The following is a 13,728-nucleotide window of genomic DNA, read 5'->3' as shown; positions in this document are numbered from 1 at the left end:
GAAGAATACGCCAGGGACCGGCGTCGCGAATTTCAGTTGGATGGCTGGCCACCACCTGCGGTCACATCATCCACATCATCGTACGGATGAGGCGGCCGCAGAAAATGCCCCAGCCTGCTCCTCAGTTGCCCAGGGAGATCATGCTCGACATCCTGCGCCGCGCGCCGGATCGCTGCTTTGAAGCCGTCCGCGCCGGCACTACCATGACTCTTGACGACAATTCCCTGCAGCCCGAGAAAGCTCGCACCGTTGTACTGAGCCGGATTGAGATCCGCCCGCAGACGGCGCAACAACGGCAATACGACAGCACCGACAATGCGCGCGCCAAGCGAACGCTTGAAAAGCGCCTCGACTCTGGCGACCAGCATCCCAGCCAAGCCCTCGCTGGATTTGAGCAATATGTTGCCGACAAAGCCATCGCATACGACCACGTCGGCTTCACCGCGATACAGACCATCCCCCTCGATGAAGCCCTGATAGTTGAGATCAGCGGCCTGCTGCAACAGCAGCGCGGCTTGCTTGACCTGCTGATTGCCCTTGATCTCTTCGGTACCGACATTCAGCAGCGCGACCCTAGGCTGCTGTCGTCCCAGCGATTCGGCCGCCACAGCCCCCATGACAGCAAACTGGAAAAGCTGCTCGGGTGGGCAATCGACATTTGCGCCCAGGTCCAGCAGCAGGCATGGGTCAGCCTGCGTAGGGAGCGCTGTCACCATCGCCGGCCGATCGATACCTGGCAGCGTTCTCAGAACCTGGCGCGCCAATGCCATCAGCGCGCCGGTGTTACCGGCGCTTACACAAGCATTGGCTTTACCGTCGCGAACCTGCTCGAGGGCAATACGCATGGAAGAGCGTGGCTTGCCACGCAAAGCCTGAGCCGGGCGTTCAGCCATACCAATGATTTCAGACGCATCGACGATTTTCAGGCGCGAACGATCGACCCCAGGATGCTGGGCGACAAGCTGTTCGAGAAGGGAAGATTGGCCGACAAGGACCAGATGCAGCGAGGGGCTTTCAGCCAGACAGGACAGACTGGCAGGAACAATGCAGTGGGGACCGAAGTCCCCACCCATTGCATCGATCGCGATGACCGGAGCGGACAAGGATTACTCGTCAGCGCCCTTGTCGATCACCTTGCGACCACGGTAGAAACCGTCCGGGGACACGTGGTGACGCAGGTGAACTTCACCGGTGCTCTTTTCCACGGACAGAGCGTTCGGCTCGAGAGCGTCATGGGAACGACGCATGTCACGGGCGGAACGGGATTTTTTGTTCTGCTGAACAGCCATTTGGATCAACTCCTAAACGTTTGGGTCACGCTTTAACTGCGCCAGTACGCTGAACGGGTTGGACCGCGTTACCTCGTCCTCACTCGGTTCAGGCTCATCTGGCCCAACCGGCGGCTGGCAAATTTCAGGGTCATGGAGTGGAACAATCGGCAGAGCGAGCAACAGCTCGTCTTCGACCAGCGCCAGCAGATCCAGAGGATCCTCTCCCACTTCCAGCACGTCATACCCTTTGGGCAGGTGCTGGCTGCTCGCCCCTTCATTCACAACCGCGTAATCGCACTCGCTGTGAATCGGCAGAACAACCGGCTCCAGACAACGCTGGCAAATCATTTTGACTTCAACGTCGAGCTGACTACGGATAACCGCAGTACGCTGCTCGTCGCGCCCAAAGGCAAAACTGGCGCGCACCACACCCTGATCATCCTCAAGAGGATCGGCGAGCCGCTTCAGCTGCGACAATTGCAGCTCACCGGCTAGGGTGGCCGCTCGGTCGGCTAGCTTGCGCGGATCAACGTGCGGTGGTATCGGTCCTTTCAACATAAGCGCGGCATTCTAGGGACGCGCCCGCAGCCTGTCAAAGGAATTCCGCCCAGCTTCACGACGCAACGCATACAATCTCGCACCTATATATAAAGGAGGAATCATGCGCCGCCTGCTGCTTGCATCCAGCTCACCCTATCGACAGGAATTGCTCTCCCGGCTGGGACTACCGTTCGAAAGCTGCGCCCCGGATATCGATGAAACCTATCTACCCGGAGAAAGCGCCGAACAACTCGTAAACCGACTCGCCGAGCAGAAGGCCAGAGCACTTGCCGAGCAGTATCCGAATCACCTGATTATCGGCTCCGATCAGGCTGCAGTATTGGACTCGAAGATTATCGGCAAACCGCACACGTTCGAACGGGCAAAACAGCAACTGCAATCCGCCAGCGGCAACAGCGTCCGATTTCTGACCGGACTGGCGCTCCTCGACAGCGCGACAGGCAGAATTCAGACCGACTGCATACCGTTCACCGTACACTTCAGAGAACTAGATGAAGCCCGAATCGAGCGCTATCTGAGAATCGAAAAGCCCTACGATTGCGCGGGCAGTTTCAAGGCTGAAGGATTAGGCATCAGTCTTTTCCGCGCCACCGAAGGCGAGGACGTTACCAGCCTGGTAGGCCTTCCGCTCATCCGCCTGGTGGACATGCTACTGAACGCAGGCTACGACGTTCCGTGAGCGCGAGCCGGCTGCTATCGCAACACCGGCCCCTGCACCCCAACCAGAACAGCCAAGCGTTCGGCGACGCCAGCACCAAGTTTCTTGGTAAAACGATCCAGCGGCGACTCTTTGACAGTGAAGTCCACCAGCTCGGGCTCACCGATCACCTCGCGCGCGACATGCGCCGTACTTCCCAAACCATCGATCAGCCCGAGCTCCAATGCCTGCTCCCCAGACCAGATCAAACCTGAGAACAACTCCGGATGCTGCTCCTCCTGAAGGCGATCGCCGCGACCACGCTTGACGCTGTCGATGAACTGCTGATGGGTGGTAGCCAGCACGCCTCGCCAGAACTGGGTCTCCTCAGGCTTTTCCGGCTGGAACGGATCCAGAAAAGCCTTGTGCTCACCCGCCGTATAGACACGCCGCTCGACGCCGAGCTTTTCCATGGTTTCAACGAAGCCAAAGGTGGCCGCGGTTACACCGATCGACCCCACCAGACTGGACTTGTCAGCATAAATTTCGTCCGCGGCGCTAGCGATGTAGTACGCACCCGACGCCCCCAGGTCGGTAATCACCGCATAGACCTTGATGGTCGGATATTCGCCGCGCAAACGCCGGATTTCGTCATATATATAGCCCGACTGCACCGGACTGCCCCCCGGGCTATTGATTCGCAGCACCACACCCTTGGTATTGGCGTCCTCGAAGGCCGCCCGCAAGGCACCGACGACGTTATCGGCGCTGGCAGGCTCTTCATCCGCGATCATGCCGCGCACATTGATGACCGCCGTATGACTACCCTCCGCGCCCTTGCTGGAACCAAACTGCAGCGCCGGGGAAAACAGGGCCAGCGCGCCGAACAGGTAAATGAAGGTCAATAACTTGAAGAAGATACCCCAGCGCCTAGCGCGCCGCTGCTCCTGAACCCCTGCAAGCAGCGTCTTCTCCAGCAGCTTCCAGCTGTTACGATCATTCTTGGACTCGTCTACCGGAGCCTTCCACTCATCCGACATTTGCATTCACCTCAGAAACCGCCAAGGAGCGCAGCCAATCACCAAGCTCCGAAAAATGATTGATCACAGTGCGCGGCTTGCACTGCTGCAGGATGTGCAGTGGTTGTGCGCCATAAGCGACAGCTACGCCATCCACACCCGCGCGATGAGCCATCTGCAGGTCAAACACCGAATCACCGACCATCAGCGCCTGCTCCGGACGAGCACCGCAGTGAGAAAGAATCTGGTGAATCATCAGCGGATCGGGCTTGCTTGCCGTCTCGTCCGAACAACGGGTGATATCGAAGAAGTCCTCCCACCCCTGCCCAGCCAAAACGCGATCAAGGCCGCGACGCCCCTTTCCAGTCGCGACAGCGAGCATATACCCGGCGTCACGGAACTCGGATAGCGCCTTGGCGACTCCCGGATAAAGAGCTGAAGGCTGGGTCTCCAGGGACAGATAATACTCGCTATAGCAGTGACGAAAATCCTCGATCAGCGCGACATCCGCCTGATCCGGATACAACACGCCAATCGCTTCCGGCAAGGCCAACCCGATGATGCCTTTGACCGAGGCATCATCGACCTGCGGCAAACCACAATTTTGCGCCGCAACATGTATCGACTCGACAATACGCCCGATCGAGTCGACCAGCGTGCCATCCCAATCAAATATCAGAACCCGGTACTCACTCACCGAGACGCTCCAGCGTTCGCGCCCACATTTCGTCGACGGGCGCCTCCAGGGATAACTCACCGCCATCAGGCAGCGGAACCTTCAGCGCGTATGCATGCAGGAACAATCGCTTGCCGCCTAGCTCGCGAATCTCGCGAGTGAACTCCTCATCACCGTACTTGCTGTCGCCGGCGATGCTGTGCCCGGCATGGCGCGCGTGCACACGAATCTGGTGCGTGCGACCGGTAACTGGCTTGGCCTCCACTAGTGTTGCGAAGTCACCAAAGCGACGAAGCACGCGAAACAATGTCAGCGCTTCCTTGCCATCCTCGGTCACCTCGACCATTCGCTCACCAGAGCGCAGCGTGTTCTTCAGCAACGGCGCATTGACCTGCTTCTTCGAGGTTTCCCAGCGGCCACGCACCAGAGCCATATAACGCTTGTCTACACCGTCACCGCGCAACGCCTGATGCAGGTGGCGCAACATGCTGCGCTTCTTGGCGACCATCAGCAGACCGGAGGTATCGCGATCCAGTCGATGCACCAATTCAAGCTCCTTGGCATCAGGGCGCAGCTGCCGCAAAGCCTCGATCACCCCGTAGCTGAGTCCGCTACCACCATGCACAGCTATGCCGGCCGGTTTATTCAGTACGATGAGCGCCTTGTCCTCGTGCACGATGGCCTTTTCCAGCCTTTCCAACAGTCCTTGAGCAAGCGGCTCAGGCTCGTCGCGCTCGGCCAGGCGCAGCGGCGGCACGCGCACCAGATCACCGGCTTGCAACTTGTACTCAGGCTTGATGCGCCCTTTGTTCACACGCACCTCGCCCTTGCGCAAGATGCGGTAGATCAACGTCTTGGGCACGCCTTTGAGCTGGTTGCGGAGAAAGTTATCAATGCGCTGGCCGGCAAGTTCCGGCGCGACCTCGAGTATTTGCACACCGGAGGTCTGGGAGGGGGTATTGGTCATCGTGGCATCATATCAATTTTCATGGAATTGAAGCACTTAAACATTGCTGTTATAGTCGCGAACGCCGCCAAAAGCGGTCAGGTCCAGGGATGCCAGCGATACCGCCAACCCAGACCGGCAAAAAAAATGTTCTAGGACGTGAGGCCGTCCGACGGAGCTTCCCTCAAGTAGCGGAGAAGTTGCGAAACAAGCCTTGAAGACATGATGCGTGCCCCCTATGGGAATCGCGATAATCGACAACCCGCTCCCCGGATTCTGCGAGCGGCACCCGATTTTCAAAGTATGCGTGTTGGGTGGAGATGCACAGCATCGGATTGCGTAGCAAAGGCTTTCACAGACGCTTCATTCCGTCCGCTACCGATGCCTGATTCCTCCTCCCGAACCATTGCTTCTGTTCCGACAGCAAGCAGGAGACGTCGTCGCGACGCCGGCCCATTTGGCCGCACATCGCTGGACACTGGAGTGCTTTACAACCATTCCTGACTCACCTGACACCGACCGCGAGAGTCGTGTGTGCCGAACGCCGTTTCCGGATGCCACGGAAACCGACGGTACTACATGAAAAGAATGCTAATTAACGCAACTCAGCCCGAAGAGTTGCGTGTCGCACTGGTCGACGGCCAACGTCTGTTCGATCTGGACATCGAATCAGGTGCCCGCGAGCAGAAGAAAGCCAACATCTACAAGGGCAAGATCACCCGCGTCGAGCCCAGTCTCGAAGCTGCTTTCGTCGACTTCGGCGCCGAGCGCCATGGCTTCCTCCCCCTCAAGGAAATTTCTCGCGAATACTTCAGCAAGTCGCCTGAAGGCCGCGTGAACATCAAGGACGTCCTGCGCGAAGGCCAGGAAGTCATCGTTCAGGTCGAAAAAGAAGAGCGCGGCAACAAAGGCGCTGCACTGACCACCTTCATCAGTCTGGCCGGCCGTTATCTGGTCCTGATGCCGAACAATCCGCGTGCTGGTGGCATTTCGCGCCGCATCGAAGGTGAAGAACGCAATGAATTGCGTGAAGCCCTGAACGGTCTCGATATCCCCGCTGACATGGGTCTGATCGTCCGCACGGCAGGCCTGGGCCGCTCCAGCGAAGAGCTGCAGTGCGACCTCGACTATCTGTTGCAGCTCTGGACCGCAGTCAAGGATGCGTCCCAGGATCGCCCTGCGCCATTCCTGATCTATCAGGAATCCAACGTCATCATCCGCGCCATCCGCGACTACCTGCGCCAGGACATCGGCGAAGTGCTGATCGACAGTGTCGAAGCACAGGACGAGGCATTGAGCTTCATCCAGCAGGTGATGCCGCAGTACGCCAGCAAGATCAAGCTGTACGAAGATTCCGTACCGCTGTTCAACCGCTTCCAGATCGAAAGCCAGATCGAGACGGCCTTCCAGCGTGAAGTAAAACTACCTTCCGGCGGCTCCATCGTCATCGATCCGACCGAAGCACTGGTATCCATCGACATCAACTCGGCTCGCGCCACCAAGGGTGGCGACATCGAAGAAACCGCCCTGCAGACCAACCTGGAGGCGGCCGAGGAAATCGCCCGCCAACTGCGTTTGCGCGACATCGGCGGACTAATCGTCATCGACTTCATCGACATGACCCCGGCCAAGAACCAGCGCGCAGTCGAGGAGAAGATGCGCGAAGCACTGGAAGCCGACCGTGCACGTATCCAGGTCGGCCGTATCTCGCGCTTCGGTTTGCTGGAAATGTCCCGCCAGCGTCTGCGCCCCTCTCTGGGCGAGACCAGCGGCATCGTCTGCCCACGCTGCAACGGCCAAGGCATCATTCGTGACGTCGAATCGCTGTCGCTGGCGATTCTGCGCCTGATCGAAGAAGAAGCCCTCAAGGACCGCACCGCCGAGGTTCGCGCCCGCGTGCCGTTCCAGGTAGCAGCATTCCTGCTCAACGAGAAACGCAACGCGATCACCAAGATCGAGCTGCGCACCCGTGCGCGCATCTTCATCCTGCCGGACGATCACCTGGAAACGCCGCACTTCGAAGTTCAGCGACTGCGTGACGACAGCCCAGAAATCATGGCAGGCCAAGCCAGCTACGAAATGAGCCCGACCGAGGCCGAAGAAGCTCAGCCGGTCAGCTCCACACGCACCCTGGTTCGTCAGGAAGCGGCGGTCAAGACCGCACCGCAGCGCACCGCACCGGCGGCAGCCGCCGCAGCGCCAACCGAAACACCCGTTGCCGCGCCGGTGCAGGAACCAAGTCTGTTCAAGGGCCTGATCAAATCCCTGGTCGGACTGTTCGCAGGCGAGACGAAAGAACCGCAGGCCACAGCCGAAGTCGAGAAGAAGCCCGCCTCGCCGCGCCCGCAGCGCAATGACGAGCGCCGCAGCGGACGCCAGCAGAACCGTCGCCGCGATTCGCGCGGTGGCCGTGATGAGGAGCGCAAGCCGCGCGAAGAACGCCAGCCCCGTGAGGAGCGCCAAGCTCGCGAGGAGCGTCAGCCCCGCGAAGAGCGCCAGCCGCGCCCACCACGCGAGGAACGCAAACCCCGTGAACAGGCCGAAGTTGCCGAAAGCCAGCCGCGCCGCGAGCGAGCCCCACGCGAGGACCGCAAGCCCCGCGAGGAGCGTAAGCGCGAACTGCGAGCACCAATCGACGAAGCTCCGATCGCTGTAGCAGCAGAAGAAGAGCAGGCCGAGCGGCAACCACGCGCCCCGCGCGAAGAGCGCAAACCGCGCGCCGAACGGCAAGCCCCGGTAGCCGCCGATGAGCTGCTGCAGCAAACCGAGGATGCGAACGAAGCCGAGGACGCCCAGGACTCCAACGAGGGCAGCGAAGGCAACGACGGCGACCGCCCACGCCGCCGCTCCCGCGGCCAGCGTCGTCGCAGCAATCGCCGTGAGCGTCAGCGTGACGCCAACGGTAACGAAATCGACGAGGTCGACGAGAGCAACGCCCCGGTGAAAACCGAGGAAATCGCCGTCGCAGCAACAGCCGCCGCCCTGGCCGCGAACACCGCCGACACCGAAGCGGCGCCACAGGCCAAGCTCGCTGATGACGCCGTGATTCAAACCAGCACCGAAGGTGTAGCGACGATTGTCGAGCATGCGCCAAGCGTGGAAAGTACGGACGAGCAGTCGATAGCTATCGAAGCTGCAGACGAGACATCGACACACGCTGCCGAAGTTGCGCCGAGCGAAGCACCACAGGTCGTCCAAGCCAACGACACCCCACAGCCTGCCCCGGAGCCGGTGGTCGAGAAAGTCGAAGTCGCACCGACCCTGGCGCCAGTACTGACGCCTAGCGGACGCGCGCCTAATGATCCGCGCGAGGTCCGTCGCCGTCAGCGTGAAGCCGAGCGTCTGGCCAAGGAAGCGGCAGAAGCCGACGCCAAGGCCGCAGCGGAGCAACCTCTGGCCAGCCCGGAGATCGTCGCCAGCGAGCCAGTCGTCGAAGCGCAAGTTGAACAAGTTGCGGAGCCGGTGCCTGCCGACGCCCAGCCTGAGCCGTTCGCCGAGCCAGTCACCACCCTCCACGAGCAGCCGCTCGCCGAGGCTGACGAGCCCGCCGAACAAGCACAGGTGTCGACCGCTGAAGTAGACGAGCAGAAGCCAGAAGCACCGACAACTGAGGAAGTGGTTCAGCCATCACCCCAGGAGTCGGAACAAGCTGCAGAAGGTGACCAGCCAGATAACCGTGAGAAGCCGCAAGGCTGAACACCGCTGGCCAAAAAAGGGATGCTTCGGCATCCCTTTTTTTTTGCATTGTCCCGTCCTGAATAAGGTTTACACCTTCGTCTTATTCGTCGGGAGAACGCTCATGGCAGAAGGGGTGCGGCGCAGTCAGCAAGGCTACTCACTGCCCCATCTCTCCCCGAAAAAGCCGTCACTGCGAGCTTGAGAAGCCGGACCGGCTGCAGGTCGAAATTGAGCTCGCTTACATCCGATGCACATCGCAGATTCTGCTTGGTTGCCCGCGCTAGGCGAACCGAAGTGCGCGATCAGTACAACTCAAGAAGGACGCGAGCGACCAGAACCAGATATCTACAACACCGCACGGCCTGGCTTTAAAGCAGCCAAAACTGACCGTACGAGTCGTAGTCAGAGCACATTTGGCTCGATCTCAAGGCTGACGCCGAAGCGCTCCAGCACATCGACCTGGATACGTCGCGCCAGGTCCAGCAGCTGCACCCCCGTGGCCAGGCCATGATTGACCAGCACCAACGCCTGCAGCCGATGAACCCCTGCGTCGCCGTCACGAAATCCCTTCCAGCCAGCCTTCTCGATCAGCCAGCCAGCCGCCAGTTTCACTTGACCGTCGGCTTGCGGATAACCGACCAGCTCGGGGTAACGGTCGCGCAGCGTCTGAGCAGCGGCAGCCGGCACCAGCGGATTCTTGAAGAAACTCCCGGCATTGCCCAGCCGCTGTGGATCCGGCAGCTTTTCACTGCGGATGGCACAAACAGCTCGGCTCACATCCTGCGCGGAAGGTACGGTAATCCCCTGCTCCGCCAAACGCTGGCGGATCGGCCCATACTCAAGATGCAGCGCTGCCTGGCGACGCAACGCGAAACGCACTCGCAGAATCAGAAAACGCCCGGGCTGCTGTTTGAACAGACTGTCGCGATAACCGAATGCGCAGTCGTCCTCGCTGAACTCACGGATGATCCCAGTTTCACTATCCAGTGCAGTGAGCCCTGCAAATACGTCCTTGATCTCGACACCGTAGGCACCGATGTTCTGGATTGGTGATGCACCAACGGTACCTGGTATCAGGCTCAAATTCTCGAGGCCCGCCAAGCCTTGCTCCAGCGTCCAGAGCACGAATGGGTGCCAGGGCTCGCCTGCCTGCGCCTCGACCAGAACCTGCTCGGCAGACTCATCGATGATGCGTTTGCCACGGCTGGCCATATGCAGGACAAGCGCCGGCACGTCACGAGTCAGCAGCAAGTTGCTGCCTCCACCGATCGGCAGCAGCGGAACGTCGAGCCGACGCGCCTGGGCGAGCGCGTCACGAACATCCTCATCGTTATGAGCGGCCGCGAAGTAGCGCGCACGCTGATCGACAGCGAACGTGTTGAATGCCTTGAGTGATCGGTTTGATTCGAGGGTCAGGCTCACAGTCGTCCCTTCAATTCCACGAGCAGCGCATCACAGGCCTCCTCGAGGAGATCCAGTACTTCCTCGAAGCCATCTGTCTCGCCGTAGTAAGGGTCTGGCACCACGCCACGCGCCAGGTCGTAACGGCGTACCAAAAGATCAAGCTCCGCCCTGCTCGCTTCGGGGCGCAAGGCCTCCAGTCGAGCCAGGTTGTCGTGATCCATCGCCAGAATAAGGTCGAAACGCAGGAAGTCTTCCGGCTGCACCTGGCGCGCGCGCAGCGCTGTCAGCCGATAGCCGCGTTTGCCGGCCGCGGCGCAAGCACGCGAGTCCGGAGCCTTGCCCACATGCCAATCGCCGGTCCCAGCAGAATCGATCTCGATCCGACTGCCGAGCCCGGCCTGCTCGACGCGCTGGCGAAACACGCCTTCGGCGGTGGGCGAGCGGCAGATGTTGCCCATGCAGACGAACAGGATTCTCATCTCAGCCGCCCAGCAGACGACGGACCCGCTCCAGGTCTTCCGCGGTATCCACTCCCGCAGGCGGTGCCTGTACCGCGTCTGCAACGTGAATACGCTGGCCGTGCCAGAGCGCGCGCAACTGCTCCAGACACTCGGTGTCCTCGAGCCAGCAAGGACCCCAGGAAACGAAATCAGCGAGGAAACCGGCGCGATAGGCGTAGATACCAATGTGCCGGCGGTACGGCACGCCAACAGGCAGTACGCTGCGATCGGCGGCAAACGCATCTCTTGCCCAGGGCAGCGGCGCCCGGCTGAAGGTCAGCGCCAGGCCATTGGTGTCCGAGAGCACCTTTACCACGTTTGGATTGAACAGCGCCTGCACATCGCTCAATGGTTCGGCGAGCGTGGCGATGGCCGCCTCGGGGTGCGCAGCCAGATTGGCGGCAACCTGATCAATGACTGCCGGGGGAATCAGCGGCTCGTCGCCCTGCACGTTGACCACGATGGCGTCACTCGGCAGACCAAGCTGCTCGCACACCTCAGCCAGCCGGTCGGTGCCGGAGTTGTGGTCGGGGCGGGTCAAAACAACCTGCGCACCGAATGCCGAGCAGGCATCGACGATGCGCGAGTCGTCGGTGGCGATGACCGCGCGCTGAGCCGTGCTCTTGCTTGCCTGCTCCCACACGTGCTGGACCATCGGCTTGCCGGCTATGTCCTGCAACGGCTTGCCAGGCAGGCGGGTCGAGGCATAGCGGGCGGGAATCACGACAGTGTAGGCAGTGGTCATTTGTCGAGGCGCTCATCCACGTCCAGCGTACGGGCCTCGCTCTCGAGCATCACCGGGATGCCATCGCGCACGGGAAACGCCAGGGCGTCGGCCTTGCAGATCAGTTCCGACTTGTCATCGGTCAGCTTCAGCGGCCCCTTGCATAGTGGGCAGGCCAGTATGTCGAGCAGTTTGGTATCCATGCGCAGTCCTTGGAAGCGTTCGACTGCGATGGCAGTGCGAGCGGCTTAAGAGTGATCGGGCAGCAATCGCGCCAACTGGCCGTCGAACCAAGTGACGAAAGCCGCAGAAGGTACGGCGTGCACCTGGAGATATGACCAACCCGGCGGTGCGAATGCCCGGCATTTCACCGCATCCTTCTCGGTCATCACCAACGGCAGGGCTGGGCTGAACTCCAGCTGCTCCTGGCTGTAGGCGGCATGATCGGCGAAGGGGTGCGGAATCGGACGCCAGTGTAGCGTTTCGAGCGTGGTGAAGAAACGCTGCGGGTTGCCGATGCCAGCCACCGCGTGCAGCAGCTGGCCGGCGGGAAAGTGATCGAGAGGCCAGCGTTCGCCGGAGCACAGTTCGACCAGCGCGACCGGCTTAAGGCTGAACGCATAGCCGTCGGCGGTATCCGAATCGGTGCCGTTGACCAGCACAGCATCCACGCTATTCAGGCGTTCGGCCGGTTCGCGCAAGGGGCCAGCCGGCAGGCAGCGCCTGTTGCCCAGCCCGCGTGCCGCGTCGATCAGTACGAGTTCGAGGTCCCTGGCCAGCCGATAGTGCTGCAGGCCATCGTCGGAAAGGATCAGGTCAAGCGATTCGGTCTCCAGCAGGCACCGTACCGCGCGTGATCGGTCGGGATCTATCATAAGCGGCACGCCGGTACGCTGCACGATCAACAGCGGCTCGTCGCCTGATTGCTCCGCCGAGTGTTCGGGTTGAACGCGCCAGGGCAGCGCCGAGGGCTTGGCACCGTAGCCGCGGCTGACGACGCCGACGCGCAGCCCGCGGCTGCGGCAATGCTCGATCAGCCAGAGAATCAGTGGAGTCTTGCCTGTTCCACCTACGGTGATGTTACCCACCACGATGACCGGCACTGGTGCACGATAGGCAGCGCTTTCACCTTTGAGAAAGCGCCGTCGCTTTGCCTCGACCACGCGCCGATAGAGTAGCTCCAGCGGAGCCAGCACCCATAGGGCCGGATGCCCCTGATACCAGGCGCGTTGCAGGCGATCGGCGAATGACATCAGGGAGAGGCCTGCGCCTCGACCGTGGTGATGCGCAGCTGGCCGAAGCCCAGCTTGCCGGCGGCATCCATCGCGGTGATCACCGCCTGATGCGGGGTCTTGCCATCGGCACTGATGACCATCGGCAGCCGATTGTCACCGCCTGATTCCTTGCTCAACGCCGCCATCAGCGAATTGAGGTCGCTCTTCAAGAGCGCTTTGCCGTTGAGCGAATAATTGCCGGCCACGTCGATCAGCACTTCCAGCTGACGGACCTCGGCATCCTGCGGCGGCGTACCGCTGGCGGCTTCCGGAAGATCGACCTTGAGCTGCGTTTCACGGGTGAAGGTCGTGGTGACCACGAAGAACAACAGCAGGATGAACACCACGTCGATCAGCGGTGCCAGCCCAATCTCCACGTTCTCCCGGGGTTTGCGACGGAATTTCACGCCTTGTCCTCACCGAGATCGACATCGCGGTCACCCTGCACCACCTCCACCAGCTTGATCGCTTCCTGCTCCATGCCAACGACCAGCTCGTCAACGCGACGCTGCAGAAAGCGATGGAAGAACAGCGCGGGAATACCAACCATCAGGCCAGCGGCTGTGGTGATCAGCGCCTTGGCGATACCGCCGGCGAGCAGCGGCGCGTTGGCCATGCCAGAGCCCATGAAGGCGCTAAAGATCTCGATCATGCCCAGCACCGTTCCCAGCAGGCCAAGCAAGGGCGCGATGCCGGCAATGGTGCCCAGCGCGTTGAGGTAACGCTCCAGGTCGTGAACGACCCTGGCCGCGGCTTCCTCGATGCATTCCTTCATGATCTCGCGACCACGCTTGGAGTTGCTGAGGCCGGCGGCAAGAATCTCACCCAAAGGCGAATCCGCGCGCAGCTCCTTGAGCTTCTGGTTGCTGAGTTTCTTGTCCTTGATCCACTTCCACACCTGGCCAAGCAGATGCGGCGGCGTGACACGACTCGGGCGCAGCGTCCACAGGCGCTCAGCAACGATGCCGGCGGCGGCGATGGAACACAGGATGATTGGCAGCATTATCCAGCCGCCTGCTTTGACCAGCTCCCACACGA

Annotated in this window: 15 protein-coding genes; 2 read left to right on the top strand and 13 right to left on the bottom strand. The window is 61.1% G+C overall.

Annotated elements, in window-relative coordinates:
- Positions 1 to 32: 32 nt before the first annotated feature.
- Genes plsX through RT582_RS03765 form a run of 3 tightly spaced genes read right to left on the bottom strand, consistent with a single transcriptional unit; the run spans position 33 to position 1,829 of the window.
- Positions 33 to 1,103: a phosphate acyltransferase PlsX gene (gene plsX, locus RT582_RS03775; RefSeq protein ID WP_044316187.1), complete on the bottom strand. Its 1,071-nt coding sequence runs from the start codon at positions 1,101 to 1,103 to the stop codon at positions 33 to 35.
- Positions 1,104 to 1,106: 3 nt separating this feature from the next.
- Entirely contained in the window at positions 1,107 to 1,289 is a 183-nt protein-coding gene (gene rpmF, locus RT582_RS03770) for a 50S ribosomal protein L32 (protein WP_003293518.1), read from the bottom strand.
- A gap of 12 nt (positions 1,290 to 1,301) precedes the next feature.
- Positions 1,302 to 1,829, bottom strand: coding sequence for a YceD family protein (locus RT582_RS03765; protein WP_014820897.1), 528 nt, complete (start codon positions 1,827 to 1,829; stop codon positions 1,302 to 1,304).
- A gap of 103 nt (positions 1,830 to 1,932) precedes the next feature.
- Here RT582_RS03765 and RT582_RS03760 point away from each other — a divergent pair, with 103 nt between their 5' ends.
- Positions 1,933 to 2,511: a Maf family protein gene (locus tag RT582_RS03760; RefSeq protein ID WP_044316186.1), complete on the top strand. Its 579-nt coding sequence runs from the start codon at positions 1,933 to 1,935 to the stop codon at positions 2,509 to 2,511.
- A gap of 14 nt (positions 2,512 to 2,525) precedes the next feature.
- On the opposite strand, the gene sppA is transcribed toward RT582_RS03760, so the two are convergent.
- From sppA to rluC, 3 genes are read right to left on the bottom strand one after another with little or no spacing between them, the layout of a single operon-like run.
- Positions 2,526 to 3,509, bottom strand: a complete 984-nt coding sequence (gene sppA, locus RT582_RS03755; RefSeq protein ID WP_313476577.1) for a signal peptide peptidase SppA — start codon at positions 3,507 to 3,509, stop codon at positions 2,526 to 2,528.
- The gene (locus RT582_RS03750; protein WP_213573848.1) at positions 3,499 to 4,185 is read right to left on the bottom strand and encodes an HAD-IA family hydrolase; all 687 of its coding nucleotides are present in this window, start codon (positions 4,183 to 4,185) and stop codon (positions 3,499 to 3,501) included. Before RT582_RS03750 ends, sppA begins: the two co-directional genes overlap by 11 nt.
- Entirely contained in the window at positions 4,178 to 5,131 is a 954-nt protein-coding gene (gene rluC, locus RT582_RS03745; RefSeq protein WP_014820901.1) for a 23S rRNA pseudouridine(955/2504/2580) synthase RluC, read from the bottom strand. Before rluC ends, RT582_RS03750 begins: the two co-directional genes overlap by 8 nt.
- A 558-nt stretch (positions 5,132 to 5,689) precedes the next feature.
- Between rluC and rne the strand changes: the two genes are divergently transcribed.
- Positions 5,690 to 8,806, top strand: coding sequence for a ribonuclease E (gene rne / locus RT582_RS03740; RefSeq protein WP_187289376.1), 3,117 nt, complete (start codon positions 5,690 to 5,692; stop codon positions 8,804 to 8,806).
- Between the two features lie 384 nt (positions 8,807 to 9,190).
- Here the strand turns inward: rne and murB are convergent, their stop codons facing one another.
- The 7 genes from murB to RT582_RS03705 are packed head-to-tail and all read right to left on the bottom strand — an operon-like array spanning position 9,191 to position 13,726.
- The gene (gene murB, locus RT582_RS03735; RefSeq protein ID WP_014820903.1) at positions 9,191 to 10,210 is read right to left on the bottom strand and encodes a UDP-N-acetylmuramate dehydrogenase; all 1,020 of its coding nucleotides are present in this window, start codon (positions 10,208 to 10,210) and stop codon (positions 9,191 to 9,193) included.
- The gene (locus RT582_RS03730; RefSeq protein WP_014820904.1) at positions 10,207 to 10,671 is read right to left on the bottom strand and encodes a low molecular weight protein-tyrosine-phosphatase; all 465 of its coding nucleotides are present in this window, start codon (positions 10,669 to 10,671) and stop codon (positions 10,207 to 10,209) included. The genes murB and RT582_RS03730 overlap by 4 nt, the downstream gene beginning before the upstream one ends.
- A gap of 1 nt (position 10,672) precedes the next feature.
- The gene (gene kdsB / locus RT582_RS03725; RefSeq protein ID WP_014820905.1) at positions 10,673 to 11,437 is read right to left on the bottom strand and encodes a 3-deoxy-manno-octulosonate cytidylyltransferase; all 765 of its coding nucleotides are present in this window, start codon (positions 11,435 to 11,437) and stop codon (positions 10,673 to 10,675) included.
- Entirely contained in the window at positions 11,434 to 11,619 is a 186-nt protein-coding gene (locus RT582_RS03720; RefSeq protein ID WP_003299639.1) for a Trm112 family protein, read from the bottom strand. The genes kdsB and RT582_RS03720 overlap by 4 nt, the downstream gene beginning before the upstream one ends.
- 45 nt (positions 11,620 to 11,664) lie before the next feature.
- On the bottom strand, positions 11,665 to 12,669 hold the full coding sequence (lpxK, locus tag RT582_RS03715) for a tetraacyldisaccharide 4'-kinase (protein ID WP_014820906.1): 1,005 nt from the start codon (positions 12,667 to 12,669) through the stop codon (positions 11,665 to 11,667).
- A complete protein-coding gene (locus RT582_RS03710) occupies positions 12,669 to 13,097 on the bottom strand; it encodes an ExbD/TolR family protein (protein ID WP_014820907.1) in 429 nt (142 codons plus the stop codon). Before RT582_RS03710 ends, lpxK begins: the two co-directional genes overlap by 1 nt.
- Positions 13,094 to 13,726 (bottom strand): MotA/TolQ/ExbB proton channel family protein, encoded by a 633-nt coding sequence (locus tag RT582_RS03705; protein ID WP_003299642.1) that lies wholly within the window; start codon positions 13,724 to 13,726, stop codon positions 13,094 to 13,096. Before RT582_RS03705 ends, RT582_RS03710 begins: the two co-directional genes overlap by 4 nt.
- Positions 13,727 to 13,728 lie beyond the last annotated feature (2 nt).

Origin of the sequence: Stutzerimonas kunmingensis, from assembly GCF_032106285.1 — a bacterium.
Classification (GTDB): Bacteria; Pseudomonadota; Gammaproteobacteria; order Pseudomonadales; family Pseudomonadaceae; genus Stutzerimonas; species Stutzerimonas kunmingensis_B.
This window is presented reverse-complemented; position numbering and strand designations above follow the sequence as displayed.

Coding starts and splice junctions, on each gene's coding strand:
- rpmF (WP_003293518.1), bottom strand. CDS start 1,289: ATGGCTGTTCAGCAGAACAAAAAATCCCGTTCCGCCCGTGACATGCGT.
- RT582_RS03765 (WP_014820897.1), bottom strand. CDS start 1,829: ATGTTGAAAGGACCGATACCACCGCACGTTGATCCGCGCAAGCTAGCC.
- RT582_RS03760 (WP_044316186.1), top strand. CDS start 1,933: ATGCGCCGCCTGCTGCTTGCATCCAGCTCACCCTATCGACAGGAATTG.
- sppA (WP_313476577.1), bottom strand. CDS start 3,509: ATGTCGGATGAGTGGAAGGCTCCGGTAGACGAGTCCAAGAATGATCGT.
- rluC (WP_014820901.1), bottom strand. CDS start 5,131: ATGACCAATACCCCCTCCCAGACCTCCGGTGTGCAAATACTCGAGGTC.
- rne (WP_187289376.1), top strand. CDS start 5,690: ATGAAAAGAATGCTAATTAACGCAACTCAGCCCGAAGAGTTGCGTGTC.
- RT582_RS03730 (WP_014820904.1), bottom strand. CDS start 10,671: ATGAGAATCCTGTTCGTCTGCATGGGCAACATCTGCCGCTCGCCCACC.
- kdsB (WP_014820905.1), bottom strand. CDS start 11,437: ATGACCACTGCCTACACTGTCGTGATTCCCGCCCGCTATGCCTCGACC.
- RT582_RS03720 (WP_003299639.1), bottom strand. CDS start 11,619: ATGGATACCAAACTGCTCGACATACTGGCCTGCCCACTATGCAAGGGG.
- lpxK (WP_014820906.1), bottom strand. CDS start 12,669: ATGTCATTCGCCGATCGCCTGCAACGCGCCTGGTATCAGGGGCATCCG.